Below are 23,142 nucleotides of genomic sequence, written 5' to 3'. Positions count from 1 at the left end.
CGCAGCCCGAAGCCGAGCCCGAGGGCCAGGCCGAGGGCGGTCACAACCGCCACAGTTCGCATCGTGCGAAACGTCATCCTCATGATGCTGATCCTCCTGACAGGTCGCGCACCAAGGGAAGGCTGCGGACGACGGAAGCGGCGCCCGCGACTCGATCGCGCCCGCTCCCTGCACGCTCGAACGCGATCGCGTCCATCCGGACTACGACGCCTCCAGAGCAACTCGTCCTCACCCTCAGCCCCCCTTCACGGATCGCGAATACGCGAGGCTCTCTATCAGTTGCCTTATGGCGGCGTCAATTCAGTTCACGAATTTTTCGTGACCGATCGATTGGTTGTAGCGCAGCGTGAGACCCGCTGGTAGCCTCGATGGCATGGGGAGAGGTATCGCCCTCGTAGCCACCGCAATGCTCGCAACGCTCGCGGGTGCCGGCACGGCGCTCGCCCGCGGCGGCAAGCTGGTCGTCCTCGATCGGACGGCGTCCAGAGGAGTGGCCAAGGTGGTCTACTCGTCGCGGGACGGCACCGCGACCCTGCCCATCGGGACCGGCACCGGCGACATCTCCGTAGACGTGACCGTTCGGGTGGACGCGCTCAGCGCGGGGTACACGCTCCCGGCCGGTGTCTTCGACGGCGACGCCGGCTGGCGCGACAACGACGCCTCGCACGCGACCTTCTTCAATCGGGACGCCCCGGCCGGATCGACCGGCATCCGCAAGGCGAGCCTGCGCGCCGGCAAAGGCATCAGCCTGTCCGCAAAGACCCTGGGCGACACGAACCCCGGCATCGCCGTCACCGGCGCGCCCGTAAGGGCCGTCGACGTGCGGTCGGCGATCACGACCAGTGCCGGGACCCAGAACGTCTGCACCCACTTCGCCGCTGCCGACTGCAGGTATCGCACGCTCGGCGGTGGTGCGGGGGTGCGGCTCTCCTGCGGCAATGGAATACCGGACCCGGGGTGCTCGGCCTTCAACACCTCGCCCGGGAACTTCACCTGCACGGAGATGCTCGGGTTCAGCCAGACGCTCATGTGGGAGGAGACCCCGGAGTTCCAGGGGGCGGTCGACGACGCGCGCTGGCAGATCCGCTTCCGGGCCGGCGGCGATGTCGACCTGTGGGCCGACCCGAACGCCGACGCGTGGAACCCGCCCGTCGACCAGGACTGCCTGGGATCTGGTCAGGTGACGCTCTGCTCGCCCTGCGCGCAGGGCTCGACCTCGCCCGACCGCGTCCTCTTCACGATCACGCTCCAGGGCTACCTCTCGGACGTGCCGACGTGGGTGCAGAAGATCCGCGCCGCGATAGCGACCATCCGCTCGAAACACCCCCTGCTCCGCCAGATCGTGCTGCAGCCGGTGGTCGGCGGACCGCATCACGCCGTCTGCCCCGTCCCCACACAGCCGCAGGGCGTCCGCGCGTCGTTCAACCACCCCTACATCGACCAGGCCATCGCGATCGTCTTGGGCGACGCCCCGGATCTGGTCGCCGGCATCTCGCCCGAGGTCCGGACGTGCGCCGACTATATGGATGACGTGGGCCACCTCGAGCCCGCTGCGCGCGGTCCGATCGGCGGGACGATCGGTCAGTACTACGGCAGCCTGCCCTAGCCGCCGGTCACACCGCCACGCAGCGCTTGGGCTCGCCGGGGTGCGGGCTCATGCAGATCGCGTCCGCCGGGCAGGAGGCGCTGGTCCTGCCCGTCGTCGTCGACGAGACAGCGGTCGGATTACCGGGAGTTCCCGACCGCGTCGTATCGCGGCCTGCTGGTCGGCGACGCGACCGACACCGAGAACGTGCTCAGGATTGCGGCGTGAGCGCGGGCGCTAGTGCTCGGTCCGCACGGCGCGGACGCTGACGGCGGTGTCCTGCTTCGTCAGCTGCTCGTTCGTTCCGGCGAAGAAGTTGACGATCCATGCGTAGCGCGCGTCGGCGCGGGAGGTCGACGCCGACCACGTCTGGGACGCCGTCGGGACGCCGAACACGGGGTAGCCGCAGGGCGACGTCGAGCAGCTCCCCGGCGCGGCGCGGAGGATCGTCTCCAGCTCGCGCGGCATGGCGGCCGTCGTGCAGTTCGGCTCGCCGGGCGGGCAGGCGTTGCGCCCCGCTTGCGACGGGATGCGCCAGTCGTTGTGCCCGGCGTAGTTGGCCGCGTTGAGTTGGTTCAACCAGACCCAGATGGTCGTGACGGACTGGGCGCCGGAGCCCCCGACGGTGCACGGGCCGGTGCCGGTCGGATTGGTCGTCGGGTCGTAGTCGCCGCCCGGGCATTCCCCGCACCCGTCCGGCGGCTGCGCCGTCGTCCCGTCGGCGAGCGCCGCGCACGTCGTGGCCGACGCGGCGTCCGGCTGGCAGAGCACGCCCGCGTTCCGCATGCACGTGCCCGCCCACGGATAGACATTGTTCAGATTGTGCGGGTCGCCCGGGTTCTGTGCGCCCCTCGACCCGTCCTTCTTCTCCCACTGGAGGCCGGTGCAGGAGTCGTGGATGGTGCCGTCGCCGGGATCGCTGAAGCAGGGATTGCCACCGCCGGGCTGCGTCGTGGTGGTGGTCGCCGGCGCGCCACAACAGACGGGCGCGCCGGTCTCCTTGCACGTGCGCTTGCAGCAGGTGTCGATCGTCTTCCGACAGCGGTGGAGCGCGCGGCTCCGGCATCTGCGCCCCTTCGCGCGCGACGCGCTCGGGCAAGCCGCCGCCACGGCGTCGACGCACGCCGACACTGCCGTCCCGCAGGTGGCACGACATTGCCGGCAGGCGGCGGGCAGCCGCGCCCACGAGACGGCGGCCGCGAGCACCGCGAGCCACACGGGGAGGAATCGCGCACGAGAAGGCATACGGTGCGGACTGTACCCGAGCCGAGGAGCGGCGCGCCACCGGATCCGGCACGCGCCTACGGATCGAACCCGGCGCGCATGCATGTCACGACGGTGCTGTCGGACGAGTACCGGGCCGTGGTGGGTGAGCGGGTGCGTTTCCACACGGCATACGCGCCGACATTCCCGCCACCATTCGTGGTAGGGTCACAACCCATGCGCACGCGTTTCCCCCTCGTCATCCTCGCGACGCTGGCACTCGTTCGTGCCGCCGCCGCCGCGGGTCTCATCCTCTACAACGTGACCGCGGGCCCGCCGCTTCCGCCGAGCAATGGCGTCCCGGAGTTCCACGGACAGAGTACCGTTCCGGTGACGGCCGGCGGGCTCTACGACAGCTCGCACGGGGGCGCGCTCTGTCCGGATCCCAGCACCGCGGACTACCTGTGCGGACGGTACTATGCGTCGGCCGATCTCGTGGGCGGCCGACTGCTCAGCCTGCGCACGGTCGCCCAGCTCCACGTGAAGAACAATACCGCGAAGCTCGCCTACGCCGTCTTCGGCGATGCCAAGATCGAGATCTTCGGCATGAGCATGGCGGCGGTCAGTTCGCCGGTCGGTTACGCGTACTTCAACATCGGTCTCAGCGGCAACACGGTGACCAACGCCACCGATGCGGGTATCACGGTGCAGGCGTTCACGACCGTGAGCGTGAACGGTCTGCCGATCAACTGCGCCGGGAACGTCTGCTCGGTGAAGCTCGACGCCGCCCACTTCGACCCGTCGTACAACTCGCTCGGCCTCCGGACCGACGTGTCGATCACCTCGACCTCGGGATTCGCCGCGCCGGTCGCCGCGAACGCCGAGGCGAACTATGCGGACACCGTGCAGCTCCTCTCGATCGAGCTGCACGACGTGAACGACCAGCCGATCCCGGGCGCCGAGGTCTACCTCGCGGACAACAACGGCGATCGCATCCTGACCTTCCCGAACACTGTCGACACGTCGACCACGACGAGTACGCTCGTCGACGGCGGGTCGACCACGACGACGACGCTTCCACCCCGCGGGGGTTGCGCGACCGAGATCACGTACGCGGCGGTCGACTGCCGTCTGGGCGAGCTCGCCGACCTCACGGCGCAGAACGGCGGATCGCTCGCGCCGAAGCTCGCTGCGCGCCTCGGCGCCGCTCGGGACGCCCTCACCGCCGCGTCAGTTCCAGCGACTGCCCCGCGACGCGCGGTGAAATCGCTCGGCAAAGCGGGCAAGTCGCTCAAGAAGTTCGTCGCGTTGCTCGGCTCGAAGCGGGCCAAGAAGACGATCGCCGACCCGGCCCGCACGGAGCTGCAGACGCGCGGCAAGGCTCTTCAGGGCGACCTCACAATCCTCAAGCAGTCAGCCGCCGGCGCGTGACCGGCGCGCGCCGGGACGGTGACCGATGGTGTCCCCTCGCCGGCAAGCGGTTCGTACACGCCCTCGCACCGGCGAAGCAGGTCGAAAATCCCGACCACGCGCCCGCCGGATGGACGTCGGCGTCGACACGCGACCCCGCCGTGGAGTACAAAGCCGCCGTCGTGACCTCACCGCCGGCCGAGCGGCTCGAGCTCCTCTACGAGCTCGCGTGCGCGTTCGCCGGGCGGATCGAGCTCGACGAGCTCGTCCCACTCGTGATCGGCAAGTGTCGCGACGCTCTCGACGCGGAGGGAGGCTCGGTGCTCCTCCTCGATCCGGCCACGAACGAGTTCGTCTTCCCGTACGTCGCCGAGCGGAACGCGGGAGTGGCCGCACGCCTGGCCGGCGTCCGCGTGCCGGTCGAGCACAGCATCGCCGGCGCGGTCGTGCGCGACGGCCGTCCGATCCGAGTCGACGACGCGCACGCCGACCCGCGCTTCTACTCCGAGGTCGACCGGCAGACCGGCGTCCGCACCGGGAGCCTCCTCGCGGCGCCGCTCCGCTCCCGTCACGGCGTGATCGGCGTCATCGAGGTCGTGAACCGGCGCGGCGGAGGCACGTTCGGCGACGACGACCTGGCGTTCCTCGAGGCGCTCGCCGGGAGCGTCGCCGTCGCGATCGAGAACGCGCGTCTCTACGAGCAGGTGAAGGCGTCCGAGGAGCGCTTGCGCACGCAGGTCGGCGTGCTGCGCCGCGATCTCGCGCGGCGCGATCGCTTCACGGAGATCGTCGGCACCGGGCCGGCGATGGCCGACGTCTTCCGCTTGATGGAAAGCGCCGCCGCGTCACCGATCACGGTCCTCATCGAGGGCGAGACCGGCACGGGCAAGGAGCTCGTCGCGCGCGCGATCCATCGCGAGAGCGCGCGCGCCGACGGACCGTTCCTCGCCGTCAACTGCGCCGCGTTCCAGGAGACGCTCCTCGAGAGCGAGCTCTTCGGCCACCGTCGCGGCGCCTTCACGGGCGCGATCCAGGACCGGCGCGGCCTCTTCGAAGCCGCCGAGAAGGGCACGATCTTCCTCGACGAGGTCGGCGAGATGCCGGGCGCGATGCAGGCGAAGCTCTTGCGTGTGCTCGAGCAGGGCGAAGTCGTGCCGGTCGGCGAGACGCGCCCCCGCAAGGTGGACGTACGAGTCGTCTCGGCGACCAACCGGACCCTCGCCGCCGAGGTCGCCGAGCGCCGTTTTCGCGAGGACCTGTACTACCGGCTCGTCGCGTTTCCCATCCAGCTTCCGCCGCTGCGAAGCCGCCGCGAAGACGTCCCCCTCCTCGCCCAGGGCTTCGTGGCGGCCGCCAGCGAGCGACATCGCAAACGCATCGCGGGCATCGACGCGGCGACGCTCGCCTGCCTCGTACGCTATGACTGGCCCGGCAACGTGCGCGAGCTGCGAAACGAGATCGAGCGCGCCGTGGCGCTCGCGCGCGACGGCGAGACGATCGGTCCGTCGCATCTTTCCGCGCGACTCCTCGACACGGCCCGCGCGGCGACGGAGACGATCGATCCGAGCGCGAGCACGACCGTCGCGGCCGACGGATCGCTGCTGCGTGCGCGCGCGTCGTTCGAGGCGCGCTACATCGGCGAGGTGCTCCGCCAGCACAAGGGCAACGTGTCGCACGCGGCGAAGGCGCTCGGCCTCTCGCGCGTCATGCTGCAGCGGAAGATGAAGGCGTTCGGGCTGCGCTAGCGCCGCCGACGGACTGCCAACGATCGTACGCACCCCGCGCGCCGTAGCCCCCGGCGGCTGCGTACGGGATGAAGCACTCCGCGCGCGGCTCCTCGATCGGGCGCCGTTCCTTTCGCGCGCATTTTCCGCGGGTTGTTCGCGTGGCACCGCGTCTCGACGTCCCGGCACGACCCTTGCGCCAGTCGACGGTCGGAGGTGATTGCGATGTCGAGCCGATCGAGCCGCCCGAGGCGGCCTGAGCACGAGGCGACCGCATCCGGCAGCGACCCTTCGCTCGTGACGCGTCTCCTCGAAGAGCTCGAGGTGTACGGGACGACGGCGATCGGGCTCGGCCTGATCCTGCTCGCGATCCCCGGCGTCCCGCGGGTTCTCGCCGCATTGACCGTCCTTTTCTCCGCCGGGCACGGCACCGGCTTTTGACGACGACAGGAGGAACGATCCCATGACGAACGCAACCCTGACGGCGGACAGCTTCACCGCTCCTCCGGGCATCCGGTCGATCACCGACCCGCGACTCGACCGTGTGATCGCCGGCGTGGCCTCGCTGCCCTTCGCCTACATGCTCTACTACCGGCTCGCGTACGAAGGGTTCGACCTGCCGCGCGTCGCGATCGCGATCAACTTCGCGCTGCTGATCGGCACGATGGTCGTCCGGCGGCCGCCCGTGCGCGTCACGCCGAAGCCGCTCTACTGGGTGACGGCGTTCGTCGCGACGTACTGGGGCTTCATGACGCTCGGCCTCGCCGAGCGCGGCACGCCGATCGCCCCCGTGGTAGTGACGCACGGGCTCGCGCTCGCGAGCCTCGTGGTGTCCCTCGGCGCGCGCGTGAGCCTCGGCCGGAACATCGGGTTCGTCCCGGCCCAGCGCGAGCTCGTGACGTCGTACGCCTACGGGATCGTCCGGCATCCGATCTACACCGGCGTCTTCCTCTCGCTGACGGCCTTCGTGCTGCGAGCCTGGTCGCCGACGAACTTCATCATCGCCGCGGTGCCGGTCACGTTGTTCGTGATCAAGAGCTTCATGGAAGAGCGCTTCCTCGGCGAGGACCCGGCGTACCGCCGCTACATGGACCGCGTCCGCTTCCGGTGGCTCCCGGGGATCGCCTGAGGCCATCGCCATGACGAACGACGCCGAAGCGATCGTCCGCGACCTCTTCCTCGAGCCCGACGGCCGCCGCCATCCGTATCCGCACTACCACCGGCTGCGCGACGCGGCGCCCGTCCATCGCAGCACGACGCTCGGCGCGTGGCTGCTCACGCGGTACGACGCCTGCTGGGCCGTGCTCCGCGATCCCCGCCTCGGCAAGAACTACGCCCGCGCGATGGAGCGGCAGGTCGGCGCAGACTGGCGGCGACATCCGTCGCTCGCGCAGCGCGAGCGCTCGATGATCAACGTGCACGGCCCCGATCACACGCGGCTTCGGCGGCTGGTGTCGAAGGCCTTCACGCGACGGACGGTCGAGGAGCTGCGGCCGGCGATCGCCCGCATGGTCGACGCGCTCCTCGAGCCGCTCGCCGCACGCGGCGGGGGCGAGATCCTCGATGCGCTCGCCTTCCCCCTCCCGATCGCCGTGATCGGCGAGCTGCTCGGCGTCCCGCAGGCCGATCGCGCGCAGTTCCGCGACCTCGTGCGTGACGTCACGGCCGTCCTCGAGACGCTGCCGAGGCCCGCCCAGCTCGCCGCCGCCGACGCCGCGCACATGAAGATCCGCGCGTACTTCATCCTCCTCATCGCCGAGAAGCGCCGGCGCCCCGGCTCGGATCTGCTGAGCCTGCTCGTGCAGGCGAAGGACGACGACCGCCTCACGGACGACGAGCTCGAGAGCCTGGCGTCGCTCCTCTTCGCCGCCGGATTCGAGACGACGACGAACCTGATCGGGAACGGCGTGCTCGGTCTCGTGCGCCATCCCGAGCAGATGACGCTCCTGCGGGAGGACCCGTCGCGGTTCGAGAACCTCTGCGACGAGCTCCTGCGCTACGACGGCACGGCGCAGCTCGCGATCCGCTATACGCTCGCTCCGCTCGAGGTCGGCGGCGTCACGATTCCGACCGGCGAGTCGATCATGCCGCTCCTCGGCGCCGGCAACCACGATCCCGCACGCTTCGCCGAACCCGACCGCCTGGACGTCCGACGGACGGGCATCGAACCCCTGTCGTTCGGCGGGGGAGTCCATTACTGCCTCGGTGCGGCGCTCGCGCGGGCGGAGATCGAGACCGTCTTCCGCGCACTCGTCGAGCGCTTCGGCACGATCGCCCTCGACGGTCCAGCGCCGCGCTTTCGCGATCGGCTGACGCTGCGGGGGCTCGAGAGCCTGCACGTCGCGCTGTCGCCGGCCGCGAGCGGACGTACGGCGACCGAGCTCGCGCCGCCGCCATCCGCAGTCGCCGCGACCGGTCCGGCGCGCCTCGACACCGATCGTCCGGTGCTCGAGGCGCGGCCGCGCATGACCGACGGCGGCGACGCCGGATGGCGGAACGCGCTCCGCAGGCGCACCGAGCAGGACGCCGCGGGAATCCCGCATCGCACCGGCCCCGATCTGGCGGCGACCGTCGCGCTGCTCGGCCGCGCGAGCCTGTTCGCCGGATGCACGACGAGTGAGCTCGAGGTACTCGCCGCGACCGCCTACCCGGTGAGCTTCGAGCCCGGCGAGCGGCTCTGCGTGGAGGGGGGCGAGGCGCTCGAGTGCTACGTCATCGCCGAGGGCGAAGGGACCGTGTCGATCGGCGGGCGCGTGGTCGCGACGGTCGGCGAGAACCGTGTCGTGGGAGAGCGGGGACCGCTCGAAGGCCGCGCGCGCACGGCGACCGTCACCGCGCGGACCCGTATGACGACGTGGGCGATCTCGCGTGAACGGCTGCTGGCGCTGGTCGCGCACAGCCGGGCCGCCGCCGACCTGATGTACGAGGAACTCCACCGACGCTACGCGGACTGACCGTCGGTCCCCGGGAGGTCGTTCGGAGGGGACATTGACCGCTGCAATCGATCCTGCGAAGCCTCGCGCCGCGACGTGCGGCACGGCCCACGTCCTTGGACGGGAGCGGGCGCGACGTGGGCTACCGTGCCGAAGGAAGCAGGTCGTCGACCGCGATGTGGACGCCGGCCAGCGCCTTCATCGCGATGGTCTCGCCACGACGCACGACGGCGACATGGCGATAGCGACGCTGCTTCGCATCCGGCTCGCGACGGACTTCGACGCAATCGTCGCGCAGGTTGACGATCCAGTACTCCGGCACCCGTGCGGCGGCGTAGATGGCGGCCTTGGTGAGGCGATCCTGCTTGAGCGATGCACCAGACACCTCGACGACCAAGAGAGCGCTGGTCGGCCGGGCACGTTCGTAGTCTCGGGCAGAGCCGGGAACGACGGCCAGATCGGGCTCGGGCAACGAGTACGGGCCGGCCACGAACGAGAGCTGCACGCGGACGGTGGCGCAGTCGGCGACCGCGCGGAAGAGTGCGTGCGACACGAGGCCCAGCGTCCCGTCGTGCGGGACGTTCGATGGCGCCATGGCGACGATGACCCCCTCCAGCAGCTCCACCTTGTCGTCGGGTCCGAGCACGCCCTCGTCGACGAGGCGCAAATACCGCTCGGTGGTCCAACGGCTGGGAACGGCCGGGTCTGCTGGGGCGGGCTCAGCCATGCGGGCGCGAGCGTAGTCGCGGGCTCTGGTCGCCGCAAGGCCTTTGGGCGCAATATCCCGGGCGACACCGTGGCGAATCGATGAACTGCGCGGCCTGCCAGCACGAGAACCCCGCCGGCTCCGGGTTCTGCGAGGAATGCGGCGCGCGCCTCGAGCGTCGCTGCCCATCCTGCGGAAGCGTCTGCACGCCGACGGCGAAGTTCTGCCGCGGCTGCGGCGCCTCGCTCGCCGCCCCCGCCGCGCCACCCTCCGCCGACGCCGTCGCGCGCAAGGTCGTCACCATCGTCTTCGCCGACCTCATCGGCTCGACGTCGCTCCACGAGCGCCTCGACCCCGAGTCGGTGAGCCGCGTGATGGACCGCTACCACCGAGCCGTGCGCGTCCCCGTCGAGGCACACGGCGGCACCGTCGTGCAGCTCCTCGGCGACGGTGTCATGTGCGCCTTCGGCGTCCCGCGCGTCGCCGAGGACGACGCGATCCGCGCCGTGCGCGCGGCCATGGACATCCATCGCGCGTTCCGCGAGTTCGCGAGCGAGGAGCGCGCGACCGTCGGCGACGTCGGCCTGCGCGTCGCCGTCAACACCGGCGAGGTCGTCGTCAGCGACGACTACACCGCGGGCATCGGCGATCCGCTGAACGTCGCCGCGCGCTTGCAGCAGGAGGCGCACGACGGCGACGTGCTGATCAGCGAGTCGACGCGGCGACTCGTCGGCGAGCTCGTGACGCTCGAGCCCTTCGGCGTCCTGGCACTCAAGGGCCGCGCCGAGACGGTCGCGGCGTACCGTGTCGTCTCGCTCGAGCGTGCGCCGGGCGCGTCGACGACGCCCTTCGTCGGGCGCGAGGAGGAGCTGCGCCGGGTGACGGCGGTCTACGACGCGACGGTCGCCAGCCGCCGCGCGCGGCTCACCGTGGTTCTCGGATCACCCGGCCTCGGGAAGTCGCGCCTCATGGACGAGGTCACGCGGCGGCTCGGCGACGGCGCCACCGTCCTCACGGCGCACTGCGACGCCGCCGGCGGCGCCACGTTCGCGCCGATCGCGAGAACGCTCCGGGGCTACCTTCGCATCGACGATGGCGCGAGCGGCGAGGCGCTGCGCGCGGCGGTCGAAGCCGCGATGCCGGGGGACGAGGCCGAGCGCAGTCGCCTCGCCGGCGGGATCGCCGCGCTCCTCGCTGGAGCACCCGGCTCTCCAGAGGAGACGTTCTTCGTCGTCAGGCGCTTCCTCGCCGCGCTCGCGACCCGGCAGCCGGTCGTGCTGGCGCTCGACGACCTCCACTGGGCGGAGCCGCTGCTGCTCGATCTCGTCGAGCACCTGATCCAGTGGAGCACGGACGTGCCGCTGCTCGTGCTCGCCGCGGCACGTCCCGAGCTGCGCGAGGCGCGCTCCTCGCTCACCGTGCCGGGCGGCCTCGTCACCGACGTCGTGACGCTCGTGGGCCTCGACGCCGGCGCCGCGACGCGGCTCGCCGCGAACGTGATCGGCGCCGGCGAGCTCCCGGCGGCCGTCGCGGGCCGCGTCCTCGCGACGAGCGAAGGCAATCCCCTCTTCGTCGGCGAGCTGGTCCGCATGCTCGTGGCCGACGGGGCGCTCAAGCGCGAGGGCGATCGTTGGACGACCGGGGTCGAGATCGCCCGCCTCGAGATGCCGCCCACCATCCAGGCGCTGCTCGCGGCACGTATCGAGCGGCTGCGGCCCGAGGAACGGACCGTCCTCGAGCGCGCCGCGATCGTCGGACGGCAGTTCTCGCGCTCCGCCGTCACCCATCTGCTGCCGCGAGAGACGACCGATCTCGACGCGCGCCTCGAGGCGCTCCGGCGGAGCGAGCTGATCGAGCCGGACACGGGCTGGTATCTCGGCGAGCCCGCGCTGCGCTTCCACCACGTGCTGATCCGCGACGCGGCCTATCGGCGGCTCTTGAAGAACACCCGCGCGGACCTGCACGCGCGCTTCGCCGACTGGCTCGAGGGGCGGGTCGGCGACGCCGTCGAGCACGACGAGACGATCGGCTGGCACCTCGAGCAGGCACACCAGCACCTGCGCGAGCTCGGCCCCGTCGACGTGCAGGGCCAGACGCTCGGCGAGCGGGCCGCCCGCTACCTGGCGGCGGCCGGGCGCCGCGCCCTCGCACGCGACGACCTGCCGTTGGCGGCCGGCCTGCTTGGCCGCGCGCTCGATCGACTCGAATCGACGGATCCCGCGCGTGCCGACCTGATCCTGGATTGGTGCGAGGCACTGCTCGCCGCCGGCGACGTCGGACCGGCAGCACCCGCGATCGACGAGCTCGGCCGCTTCGCCGGCGAGTCGGCGCGGCTGCGTGCGTGGCACACCTGCTTCGCCGGCCAGCTCGCCGCGCTCACCGATCCACAGGCGCTGCGCGCGACCGCCGATGCGGTGGCGGCCGCGGCCGAAGCGCTCGCCGCCGCGAGCGATGCCGCGGGCGAGGCGAAGGCGCACTCGGTGCACGCGCTCGCGCTCGCGCGTCTCGGCAGGGTCGGCGCCTGCGAGGCGGCGCTCGACCGCGCGCTCGCCGCGGCCCGCCGCGCCGACGATCGGCGGCGCTCCAACGCGGTCCTGGCGAGCGCCCCGCTCGCCGCGCTTTGGGGTCCGAGCCCGGTCACGCGCGCGAGCGGCCGCTGCCTCGACGTCGTGCGCGTGCTGCGCATCACGCAAGGGGCGCCGGCGGTCGAAGCGGTGGCGCTCCGCTGCCAGGGCGTGCTCGAAGCGCTCCGCGGTCGCACCGAGGCCGCGCGCCGGATGCTCGCGTCGTCGCGGCGCATGGTCGAGGAGCTCGGCATCACCCAGCGGCTCCTCGAGGCGGACGTCTTCACGGGCCTCGTCGACCTGCTCGAAGGCGACGCCGCCGCCGCCGAGCGTACGCTGCGGGCGGCGTACGACGGCTTGCGCGCACACGGGCTCGGCATCGACGCGGCACAGGCCGCCGCGTTGCTCGGGCGGGCGCTCCTCGCGCTCGGGCGAGCCGAGGAAGCCGAGGCCGTCAGCCACGAGAGCGAGGCGCTCGCCGGCGACGACTTGAAGGCGGCGATCGACTGGCGAGGCGTGCGCGCGGAGGCGCTCGCACGGCGCGGCGAGCATGCCGCCGCCGTCGCCTTCGCACGCGCCGCCGCCGACATCGCGGCGGCGACCGATGCGCTGCTCGCGCATGCCGACGCGCGGCTCGCGCTCGCCGTGGCGCTACGCGCGGCGGGTCGCGGCGCCGAGGCCGCCGCCGAGGAGCAGCGTGCGATCGAGCTGTGGGACGCGAAGGGCGCGACGCTGCTCGCCGAGCGTTCCCGGCGAGGCATCGGGCGCGTGATGCACGAGGACCGTGCGCGCGACGTTCGTGTGCAGCCGGCGCGTCCCGCACGCCGCCGGCTGGTGTCGAACGCCGCTGCCGCATTCACGGTTCGTCTCGACGCCGCGATCGCCGCCCGGGACACCGACGCGATCGCCACCCTGCTCGCCGACGGGATGGAGGTGGTGAACCACCCCACGGGCACAATAGTCGACCGGGAGGGAGCGCTCACCACGTGGCGCCTGCTGCTGCGCGGCCACGACCCGACCTGCCGGCACGAGCCGCTCGCGACCCTCGGCGACTCGCTCGTGCTGTGCCGCATGTCGATTTCCGGCAGCGGGTTCGGCGGCGCGAGGTTCGATGTCGGCGCCTACGAGCGCCACGAGATCGTGCTGATCGAGGTGGACTCGAACGGACGACAACGCTGGGGCGAGCACTTCACCGACGACCGGCTGGGCGACGCCGTCGTCCGGCTGTACGAGCGCTATGCCGAGCTGCTCCCCAACGGCCCCGCGCGCACGCGCGCCGCGGCGACGGCCCGTGCGGTGGCGGCGGTGTTGGGACCGTTCAGCCTCGATGGCATCGGGGCGATCTTCGCACCGGACTTCGAGTTCGTCGACCACAGACCCGTCGGATTGCCGTCGTCCCACGGCCGCGACGTCTACCTGCGCTCGCTCCGCTCGATGTTCGACCTCGCCGATGACATGGCCAATCGCGCGGACGACGTGCTTTGCCTGCGCCCCGACAGCTTCGTCCTCCGCGTCACCAACCTCGGGAGGGAACGCACCGGTGGGGGCGGGTTCGAGAGACCCATCCTCCTGCTTTCGGTCTTCGATGCCGACGGCCTCGCGACCCGCTGGGAGTTCTTCGACCTCACTCGCGATGCCGAGGCGCTCGCCCGCTTCGACGAGCTGACCGCCGAGCCGGTGGCGGCGCCATCTCGAGTCGCGGAGACGCGCGTGCGCCGCGTACGCGCGAACGCCGCGAGCGAGCATACCGCCCGAACCGACATCGCGCTGGCTGCCCGAGACGGCGAGGCACTCACCGGCCTGGTCGCCGACCCCTGCGACGTCACCGACCATGTCACCGGGACCACCTATGACCGGGAGGGTGTGCTTCACACGTGGCGCTCGTTCCTCACGGCCGACCACTTGACGTCCCAGCAGGAGCCGCTGGCAACGCTCGGCGAGTCGCTCGTGCTGGTCCGTCAGCTGCTCTCGGCGCGTGGGGTCGCCCGCGGGAGATTCGACGTCGGCCCGTACGAGTCCGAGCACGTCCATGTGTACGAGGTCGACACGCAGGGACGACGCCGGTGGACCGAGCGGTTTCCCTGCGGCCGGCTCGGCGACGCCATCGTCCGGCTGTACGAGCGCTACGCCGAGCTGCTCCCCGACGGCCCCGCTCGCGTCCGCGCCGCGGCCACGGCGCGCACGGTCGCGGGGGCCTTGGGACCGTACGATCTCGATCGCTATCGCGCCGGCTTCGCGCCTGCCGTCGAGTACGTCGACCGGCGGACCCTCGGCCTCGGAACGGCACACGGATCGGAAGCCGTGATCCATCTCTTGGGCACCATGCTCGAGGTCGCCGAGGGCGTTCACAACCGCATCGAGGACGTCCTCGCGCTCCGCGCGGACGCCTTGCTCGTACGGTGGACGAACCTCGGGATCGATCGCACCGGCGGTGGTGCCTACGAACGGCCCTTCCTCTGGCTCGGGGTTTTCGGAGCCGATGGTCTTCTGACGCGCGTCGAGCTGTTCGACGCCGACCGCGACGCCGAGGCGCTCGCGCGCTTCGACGAGCTGACCGTCGCGCCCACGCACGCCGGCGCGAGTCGCCGGCGCGCCGTCCGACCGAACGCCGCAACCGCGAACGCGGCCGCCATCGATGCCGTGATCGCCGCCCGCGATCCGCAGGCGCCGGCGCAGCTCGTTCGCCTTCTCAGCGACCGCTATGAGTTCGTCGACCACATCAACGGCGCCGCGTATGACCTGCACGGCACCTTGGCCATCTACGGCGCGCTCATGCGGGTGCCGGACCTGGCCAGCGGGCACGAGCCGCTGGCGACCCTCGGCGAGTCGCTCGCGCTTTTCCGTTACTCGGTATCTGCGAGCGGCGTCAGGCGTGGAAGCTTCGACGTCGGGCCCTACGAGGACGAGCGGATCTTCGTGGTCGAGACCGATTCGACCGGGCGACGCAGTCGGGGCGAGGCTTTCCATGGCCACCGCCTGGGTGATGCGATCGCGCGGTTGTATGCGTGGCATGCCGATCTCCTCCCCGACGGCCCGGCGCGCGCCCGCGCCGCGGCGACGGCGCGCTCGGTCGCCACGCTGGTGGGGCCGGTCGATCTCGACCGATACAACACGGCGATCGCCCGCGACCTCGCGCTCGTCGACGACAAGACACTCGGGTGGGGCTCCGTGCGCGGTGCAGAGGCGTTCCTGGGTGTGGTGCGCTCTCTGCTCGACGTCTCCAGCGACACCGCCCTACGCATCGACGACGTCCTCGGCATCCGCCCCGACGCGGTCCTCGTACGCTATACGAACTTCGGCACCGACCGCGCCAGCGGCGGCGCCTACGAGCGGCAATACCTGGCGATCTGGACGTTCGACGCGGACGGCCTCCTCGGCCGGTGGGAGCAGTTCGACCCGGACCGCGACGACGAGGCGCTCGCGTGCTTCGAGGAGCTGACGGGCACGACCGCCCCATCCCGCGTCGTCGAGAGACGCTCGCGCCGGGTGCGGGCGAACGCCGCGACGGCGAGCGATGCCCGCATCGCCGCCGCGATGGCCGCCCGGGACGGTGACGCGCTCGCCGCCGTGTTCGCCGAGGACGCCGAGGGCGTGGAGCACCCCACCGGCGCGGTCTACGACCGGGAGGGAGTGCTCCGGTCGTTCCGCTCTCTGCTGACCGCCCGGGAACCGGCGTACTGGCAAGAGCCCTTGGCGAGCCTCGGCGACGCGCTCGCGCTATCTCGGGTCGGCTGGTCGGCGAGCGGATTGGTCGGCCGGAACTTCGACGTCGGCGCGTACGAAACGGACGGAATCTACGTCGTCGAGGTCGACGCGCACGGTCGACGGCGGCGGACCGAGCGCTTCCTGGTCGAGCGGCTCGGCGACGCCGTCGCGCGGCTGTACGAGCGCTACGCCGAGCTTCTCCCCGAAGGCCCCGCACGCGAGCGTGCCGCCGCGACGGCGCGCGCGGTCGCGGCGATGGTGGGGCCCATCGAGGTCGCTCGCTGGGCCCCCGCCCTCGCGCCGACCCTCGAGTTCGCCGACCACCGGCACATCAGCCTGGAGTCCGGACGGGGCGCCGACGCCTACCTACGCGCGCTCCAGGCGCTGCTCGACGTCACCGAGGTCAGCGCGACCCGCATCGACGACGTCCTCGCCCTGCGGCCCGATGCGGTCCTCGTCCACCAGAACCACTTCGGCACGGCTCGCGTCGGCGGGGGGGCCTTCGAACGGCCGAACCTCTTCCTCTGGGTCTTCGGCGCCGATGGTCTGATGACCCGGCTCGAGTTCTTCGAAGTCGAGGACGAAGACCGTGCGCTCGCTCGCTTCGACGAGCTGACCGGGGAGCGGCCCGGGGCGGCAACGCCGTCCCGCATCGTGGACAGGCGCACGCGTCGGGTGCACCTGAACGCCGCGACGGCGAACACTGCCAGGTTCGACGCCGCCGTCGCCGCACGAGACGCCGGCGCGCTCGTCACGCTGTTTACCGACGACTCGGTGGTCATCGACCATCCGACGGGTCTCTCCTATGATCGGCAGGGAGCGCTCTCGTCGTATCGGTCCCTCCTGAGGACGCAAGACCCAACCTACCGGCACGAGCCGCTGGCGACGCTCGGCGACTCGCTCGCACTGTGCCGCGGATCGATGTCGGCGAACGGGGTAGTGGGTGCAGCGTTCGACGTGGGCCCATACCAGAGGGAGGTAGTCGCCCTCATCGAGGTCGATGCGAGCGGACGACGACGGCGGACCGAGGACTTCGCTGCCAATCGGCTGGGCGACGCGGTCGTGCGACTGTACGAGCGCTACTCCGACCTCCTCCCCGACGGCCCCGCCCGCGCCCGCGCCGCGGCGACGGCGCGCGCGGTCGCCGCGCATCTCGGGTCGCTCGACCTCGATCGCATGGTCTCCGCGGTGGCGTCCGACGTCGACTTCTACGACCACCGGCCCCTCATCGGGTTCGGATTGATGCGCGGTGCCCAGGGAGTCCGCGATTCGCTCGCCACGCTCTTCGACGCCGCCGACGGCATCGCCAACCGGGTCGAGGACATCCTCGACCTGCGCCCCGATGCGGCGCTTCTGCGCGTGACGAACTTCGGCACGGATCGCACGACCGGCGGGATGTTCGAGAGACCGTTCCTGCTCATGTGGGTCTTCGGAGCCGATGGCCTGATGACGCACACGGAGCTGTTCGACGTCGGCCACGAGAACGAGGCCCTCGCCCGCTTCGATGAGCTGACGGCGACGCCACCTCCCGCGGCGTCGTTCGCACCGGCGGCGACACGCACGCGTCGCGTGCCACCGAACGCCGCGACCGCCAACGCCGCCCGCTTCGACGCCGTGATCGCCGCGCGCGCCGCGGACGCGCTCCCCGCCCTGTTCGCCGACGTCGCCGAGTTCATGGAGCGCCCGACCGCCGGGGTCTACGACCGCGAAGGAGTGCTCATCTCGCTGCGGTCGCTGCTGCGCGCTCACGAGCCCGCGTATCGGCACGAGCCGTTGGCGACCCTCGGCGACGTGCTCGCGCTCTGCCGCGTGTCGATGTCGGCGACCGGGCTCGAGCGCGGGAAGTTCGACGTCGGCGCCTTCGAGACGGAGCACCTCGACGTGGTCGAGGTCGACGCGCAGGGAAGGCGCCGGTGGGTCGAACGCTTCGCGAGCGACCGGCTGGGCGACGCCGTCGCGCGGCTGTACGAGCGCTACGCCGAGCTTCTCCCCGCCGGGTCCGCCCGCGACCGCGCCGCGGGAACGGCGCGCTCGGTCGCAGCCTATACCGGACCCTTCGATCCCGACCGCTACACCGCGGCATGGGCACCCGACATCGAGGTCGTCGATAGCCGGATCCTGGGAACCTGGTCCTCGCGAGGAGCCGAAGCGTTTCTCGAGAACTACCGCTCCTGGCTCGATCTCGCGGACGATACCGCGTTCGACGAAGACGAAGTTCTCGGCCTGGAGTCCCGTGCTCTCCTCTGGCGGCGGACGTTCTCCGGCCTCGACCGCGCCGGTGGCGGCGCCTTCGAGCGACAGTTCATCCAGCTCTGTACCTTCGGGGCCGACGGCCGCATCACGCGCCTCGAGTACTTCGACGCCGATCGCGAGGACCTGGCGCTCGCCCGCTTCGACGAGGTGACGGCAGTGCCACCGACGACGGTACGCATCGAAAATGCGGCGACCCGAGTGACGGATCGTCTCAGGGAGGCATGGGAGGCGCGCGATTGGGAGCGCGTGGCCGCCGGCTTCGACCCGGCATTCCGACTGAGCGACCGTCGGACGATGATGCACCTCGAGCTCGATCGCGAGCGGCACCTGGCGTCGCTGCGCACGATCTTCGACCTGAGCTCGTCTCGACTCCCGTCGCACCTGCTCGCGACCCGGGGCGAGCGTCTCGGGCTCTTCCGCCAACGGTTCGAGGGGAGCCACCGCGACGTCGGGCCGAGCGAGGTCGATTTTCTCGCGCTCATCGAGACGAACGAGCGCGGCGATCGTCGCATTGGCATGGTGTTGTTCGACCCCGACGACCTCGACGCCGCCTACGACGAGCTCGACGCCCGCTACCTCGCGGGCGAAGCGGCGCCGTTCCGACATGCGCGGGTGGTCGGCGCGTTCAAGCGAACCTTCGCGTCGCGGGCTTGGGAAGCCATGTCGTCGAGCTTCCCGCCGGACTTCGTCCTGGTGGACCATCGACCGCTCGGCTGGGGCACGCTCGACGGCCCGACGTACCTCGAGTCGCTGAAGGTGCTCGCCGAGCTGGCGCCGGACACGCGGTTTCGCACCGACCACCTCTGGACCTCCGCGCGGGGTCTCATGTTCGTCAACTTCTTGCACGGCACCCGCGACGGTGGTCCGTTCGAGGAGCAGCGAGTCCACGTCTACGAGGTCGACGGTCAGGGGCTAGGGCGCCGTCAGGACTTCTACGCCCTCGACCAGCTCGACGAGGCGCGCGCGCGCTTCGAGGAGCTGCGCTCCGATCCGCTGCGCATCCCGCCGAATGCGGCAACCCGCGTCTCCGATCGCCACAAGGAAGCCCTCGCCGCGGATGACATGAAGGCCTTCGCCCTCCTGTGCGCGCCGACGATGGTCTTCGACGACCGTCGCCGCGCGGTCCTCCTCACCGGCGGTCGCGACATGTTCATCGCGAGCAGTCGCCTGATCAAATCCGCGCGGGGACGGGCGTCGACCACGTTGCTCGCGACCGCCGGTGACCGCCTGACGCTCGAGCACCTCCACTGGACCGGAGGCGTCCCGGGGCAGGAGTGGGATCTCGAGAACCTTTCGATCCATGAGGTAGACGCCGAGGGGCGGACGGTCGCGGTCGTCGCCTTCGACCCCGACGACCGCCGGGCCGCGAGCAAGGAGCTGCTCGAGCGCTACGCGCGCAGCGACGCCGGGCGATGGATGCCGCCCATGGGGGTCGACTTCCGTCGTGGCGTGCTCGACCACGACCTCGATCGTATCCGGGACGCGCTCCCCGACGATTTCGTCTTCCACGACCACCGGCGCACCGGGCCGGGTCGCCTCGAGGGCCGGGACGCCTACCTCGCGTGGCTCGCCGCGCTCTTCGCGGAGTCGTCCGACGCCATCATCGAACCCTTCTACTACGTCGCCACGGGCGAGCATGGCTTCGTCGCCGTGGGCCACACGTTCGGGACCCTGGCCGAGGGCGGTGCGTTCGAGTTCGTCTGGGCGCAGGTCGGCTTCAACCGTGACGGGCGCCCCGTCGCAGCGGAGCTGTTCGAGGTCGAGGACCTCGACCGCGCGCGGGCGCGCTTCGAGGAGCTCGGCGCGAGCCCAGCACGCGATCCGCTTGCCGCCCTGGCACGGCCGAACGCGGCGAACGCTACGATGGATCGGGTGCAGGCGGCATACGAGGCGCGCGACTGGGCGGCGATGCGCGCTCTCTTCGCGCCGGACGCCAAGATCGAGGACCGGCGCCGTCACGTCCTGCTCTCTGGAGACCTCGACGTGTGGATCGAGGACTGGCAACGGACGGCCGGGGCGGATGTCGTCTATCGGCGGCAACTCGTGAAGACCGGGGGCGAGCGCGTGGCGCTCGAACGCGTCCTCGCTACGGGCACGCTCCCAGCGGGAGGGCCGTTCGAGATCGAGTACCTCGGGCTGATCGAGGTCGACGAGCGTGGACGGATCGTCTTTGGCGCGGCGCTCGACGCCGACGACTGGCGCACGGCCCAGCGCGAGACTCTCGCGCGCGTGATCGCCGACGCTCCGGTGGCGGCAGCGTCGGTGAGATCGGTCGTCGAGCTCATCGAGGCGTTCAACGACCACGACGCGGCTCGGCTTCGCGCCACGTTCTCGGACGATGTCGTCTACGAGAATCACCGTCGGACAGGCGTGGGCCGGATCGAGGGCGCGAGCGACTTCGTGGGCAACGCAGCGATCCTCTGGGGCCTGGCTCCGGACATCCAATTCGACGCCGTGCACATACTCGCGTACGACCGCCACGGGGTCGTGGGGGCTGGGCGGATGTTCGGCACGCTCGCCGACGGCGGGGGTGTCTTCGAGATATGCACCATCACCCTCTTCACCGTGGAGCGCGGCCGCATCACGCGCGACGAAGTCTTCGAGCCCGAGGACGTCGACGCCGCACTCGCGCGCTTCGCCGAGCTGCGTCCCAATCCGCTGCGCATCCCGCCGAACGCCGCGACGCGGGCGAGCGACCGGCATGCGCAGGCATTGGAAGCTCGCGACTGGGACGCGCAGGACGCCGTGTGCGCGCCGACGCTCGAGTTCGACGATCGACGGAAGAGCGTTCTCACCACCGGCGGTCGCGACATGTTCATTGCGAGCGGCCGCCTGATCGGCGGGGCCGAAACCCGAATCGAGCGTACCCTCCTCGCCACCGCCGGCGACCGCCTCATGCTCGAGCACGTCCGGTGGATAGGGGCCGATCACCGGGTGCCGTTCGAGATGGACAACCTGTCCATCACCGAGGTCGACGCCGAAGGCCGTATCGTCGCCGTCGTCAGCTTCGACCCCGACGACCGCCGCGCCGCCGGCAAGGAGCTGTTCGAACGCTATGCCCGCAGCGATGCCGGACGGTGGATACCGAGCGCGCAAGTCGAGCTGCGTCGAGCAATCCTCGACCACGACATCGATCGGATGCGAGCCGCGATACCCGACGACTACGTCTACTACGACCACCGGCGCACCGGGCCCGGCCGGCTCGAGGGCCCGGAGGCCTACCTCGCCTGGCTCGCCACGCTGTTCGAGCAGTCGTCCGACGCGATCATCGAGCCTCTCTACTTCGTCGCCATCGACCCGCCTTGCTCCGTCGCCGTGGGCCATACCCTCGGCACCTCGAGCGACGGCGGGCCGTTCGAGTCCCTCTTCGTGCAGGTCATCCTCGAGCGGGATGGCCGCACCCGCGCAGTGGAGCTCTTCGAGCTCGACGACCTCGACGCGGCGCTCGCGCGTTGCGAGGCGCTGCGGGCGGAGCTCGTGCAGGGGCCGCCGGAAGCGACGTCTCCCGCGCCCCGAGAGCGCAGCGCATGACGTGCTTGCCGGCCGGCGGCGGAATCATGAGCGCGCGTATCGCATCGAACACGACCTTGAACTGCGCATCGTACCGCTGCTCCAGCTCGTCGAGCTTGCGCGCCAGCCCGGCATGGGAAGCCATGGCCTCTCGCAGCGTGACGAACACGCGCATGATCTCGATGTTCACGGCGATCGCGCGCGGGCTCCGCAGCACGCTCGACAGCATCGCGACACCTTGCTCCGTGAAGGCATGCGGAAGGTACCGTCGGCCGCCCCGAGCCTTTGAGGTCACAGACTGTGACCTCAAACGAGCGAGCTCCTCGGCGGTAAGCTGGAACGTGAAGTCGGCGGGAAAGCGATCTGGGTTCCGTTTGATCGCTTGGACGAGGGCTTTCGTCCGAACGCCGTACAGCACCGCCAGGTCGGCATCGAGTAGTACCTTCCGTCCTCTCAGGATCACGATCGACCGCGCAATCCGCTCGCTGGGAACCACCGGGGCTTCAGCGTGCGGTGTTTACGCGGCCGTTACCAGATGACTGGGATGCCTCCGACCAAAATATTCTTCGATCAACGTTCCGAAACGGGAGGGACCTCGTGCGCAGACGGCCGCGCGGGGAAGGAAGTCCACTCGTGACCTGCCCCGCCTGCGGCGCCGAGAACCGCGACGGCGCGCGCTTCTGCGGCGAGTGCGCGGCGCCGCTCGTGAAGCCCGTCGCGTGCCCGAGCTGCGGCGCGGCGAACCCGGGGGGACGGAAGTTCTGCGACTCGTGCGGGGCCTCGCTCGCCGCCCGACCCGCGGGACCGACCGAGGTCCGCAAGGTCGTGACGATCGTCTTCGCCGACCTCATCGGCTCGACGGCACTCCACGAGAGGCTCGATCCCGAGTCCGTGAGACGCGTCATGGACCGCTATCACCGGGCGGTGCGTGCGCCGGTGGAAGCCCACGGCGGGACGGTCGTGCAGCTCCTGGGCGACGGTGTCATGTGCGCCTTCGGCGTCCCGCGCGTCGCCGAGGACGACGCCATCCGCGCGGTCCGTGCCGCGGTCGCCATCCAGGACGCGTTCCGCGACTTCGCGCGCGACGAGGCGGCCCTGCTCGGCACCGTCGGCCTGCGGGTCGCCGTCAACACCGGCGAGGTCGTGGTCAGCGACGAGTACACGGCCGGCATCGGCGATCCACTGAACGTGGCGGCGCGGCTCCAGCAGGAGGCGCAGGACGGCCAGGTGCTCGTCGGCGAAGCGACGCAGCGGCTCGTCGGCGATCTCGTGACGCTCGCGCGCGTCGGGACGTTTGCGCTCAAGGGGCGCGCCGAGGGCGTGACGGCGTATCGCGTCGTCTCGCTCGAGCGGCCGGCGGGCGTGGCGGCGACCGCGTTCGTCGGACGCGACGACGAGCTCGGACGGCTGCTGGCCGTCTACGAGGCGGCGGTCGCCGCGCCGGGCGCGCGGCTGGCCGTGATCCTCGGCTCGCCGGGGCTCGGCAAGTCGCGCCTCCTCGCGGAGCTCGCGCGGCGCCTCGGCGACCGCTCGACGGTGCTGGCGGCGC

Annotated in this window: 10 protein-coding genes and 1 pseudogene; 8 read left to right on the top strand and 3 right to left on the bottom strand. The window is 71.3% G+C overall.

The features are described 5' to 3' along the window. The first annotated feature begins 406 nt into the window (after window positions 1-406). Window positions 407-1,606: a hypothetical protein gene (locus tag VMS22_10790; protein HXJ34506.1), complete on the top strand. Its 1,200-nt coding sequence runs from the start codon at window positions 407-409 to the stop codon at window positions 1,604-1,606. A 216-nt stretch (window positions 1,607-1,822) separates the two neighbouring features. Here VMS22_10790 and VMS22_10785 read toward each other — a convergent pair whose 3' ends face one another. Further along, window positions 1,823-2,830: a DUF1566 domain-containing protein gene (locus VMS22_10785; protein HXJ34505.1), complete on the bottom strand. Its 1,008-nt coding sequence runs from the start codon at window positions 2,828-2,830 to the stop codon at window positions 1,823-1,825. Between the two features lie 195 nt (window positions 2,831-3,025). On the opposite strand from VMS22_10785, the gene VMS22_10780 reads away from it, so the two are divergent. The 5 genes from VMS22_10780 (at window position 3,026) to VMS22_10760 (ending at window position 8,876) form a co-directional block, all read left to right on the top strand. Beyond that, window positions 3,026-4,219, top strand: a complete 1,194-nt coding sequence (locus VMS22_10780) for a hypothetical protein (protein HXJ34504.1) — start codon at window positions 3,026-3,028, stop codon at window positions 4,217-4,219. Between the two features lie 161 nt (window positions 4,220-4,380). Continuing rightward, entirely contained in the window at window positions 4,381-5,943 is a 1,563-nt protein-coding gene (locus VMS22_10775; GenBank protein HXJ34503.1) for a sigma 54-interacting transcriptional regulator, read from the top strand. Between the two features lie 276 nt (window positions 5,944-6,219). Beyond that, entirely contained in the window at window positions 6,220-6,363 is a 144-nt protein-coding gene (locus tag VMS22_10770; GenBank protein HXJ34502.1) for a hypothetical protein, read from the top strand. Window positions 6,364-6,385: 22 nt separating this feature from the next. Continuing rightward, window positions 6,386-7,051: a methyltransferase gene (locus VMS22_10765; GenBank protein ID HXJ34501.1), complete on the top strand. Its 666-nt coding sequence runs from the start codon at window positions 6,386-6,388 to the stop codon at window positions 7,049-7,051. Window positions 7,052-7,061: 10 nt separating this feature from the next. After that, on the top strand, window positions 7,062-8,876 hold the full coding sequence (locus VMS22_10760; GenBank protein HXJ34500.1) for a cytochrome P450: 1,815 nt from the start codon (window positions 7,062-7,064) through the stop codon (window positions 8,874-8,876). A 121-nt stretch (window positions 8,877-8,997) separates the two neighbouring features. Here VMS22_10760 and VMS22_10755 read toward each other — a convergent pair whose 3' ends face one another. After that, entirely contained in the window at window positions 8,998-9,582 is a 585-nt protein-coding gene (locus VMS22_10755) for a Uma2 family endonuclease (GenBank protein HXJ34499.1), read from the bottom strand. Window positions 9,583-9,662: 80 nt separating this feature from the next. Here VMS22_10755 and VMS22_10750 point away from each other — a divergent pair, with 80 nt between their 5' ends. Then, on the top strand, window positions 9,663-21,614 hold the full coding sequence (locus tag VMS22_10750; GenBank protein HXJ34498.1) for a nuclear transport factor 2 family protein: 11,952 nt from the start codon (window positions 9,663-9,665) through the stop codon (window positions 21,612-21,614). A gap of 205 nt (window positions 21,615-21,819) precedes the next feature. Here VMS22_10750 and VMS22_10745 read toward each other — a convergent pair. Continuing rightward, window positions 21,820-22,056: pseudogene (locus VMS22_10745) on the bottom strand (ORF6N domain-containing protein). A gap of 170 nt (window positions 22,057-22,226) precedes the next feature. Between VMS22_10745 and VMS22_10740 the strand changes: the two are divergent. Beyond that, on the top strand, window positions 22,227-23,142 hold a 916-nt coding region (locus VMS22_10740; GenBank protein HXJ34497.1), incomplete at its 3' end, for an adenylate/guanylate cyclase domain-containing protein.

The organism is Candidatus Eisenbacteria bacterium, from assembly GCA_035577985.1.
Classification (GTDB): domain Bacteria; phylum Desulfobacterota; class Binatia; order DP-6; family DP-6; genus DATJZY01.
Note: the sequence above shows the minus strand (reverse complement) of the source record. Positions and strands in the feature narration are given on the sequence as shown.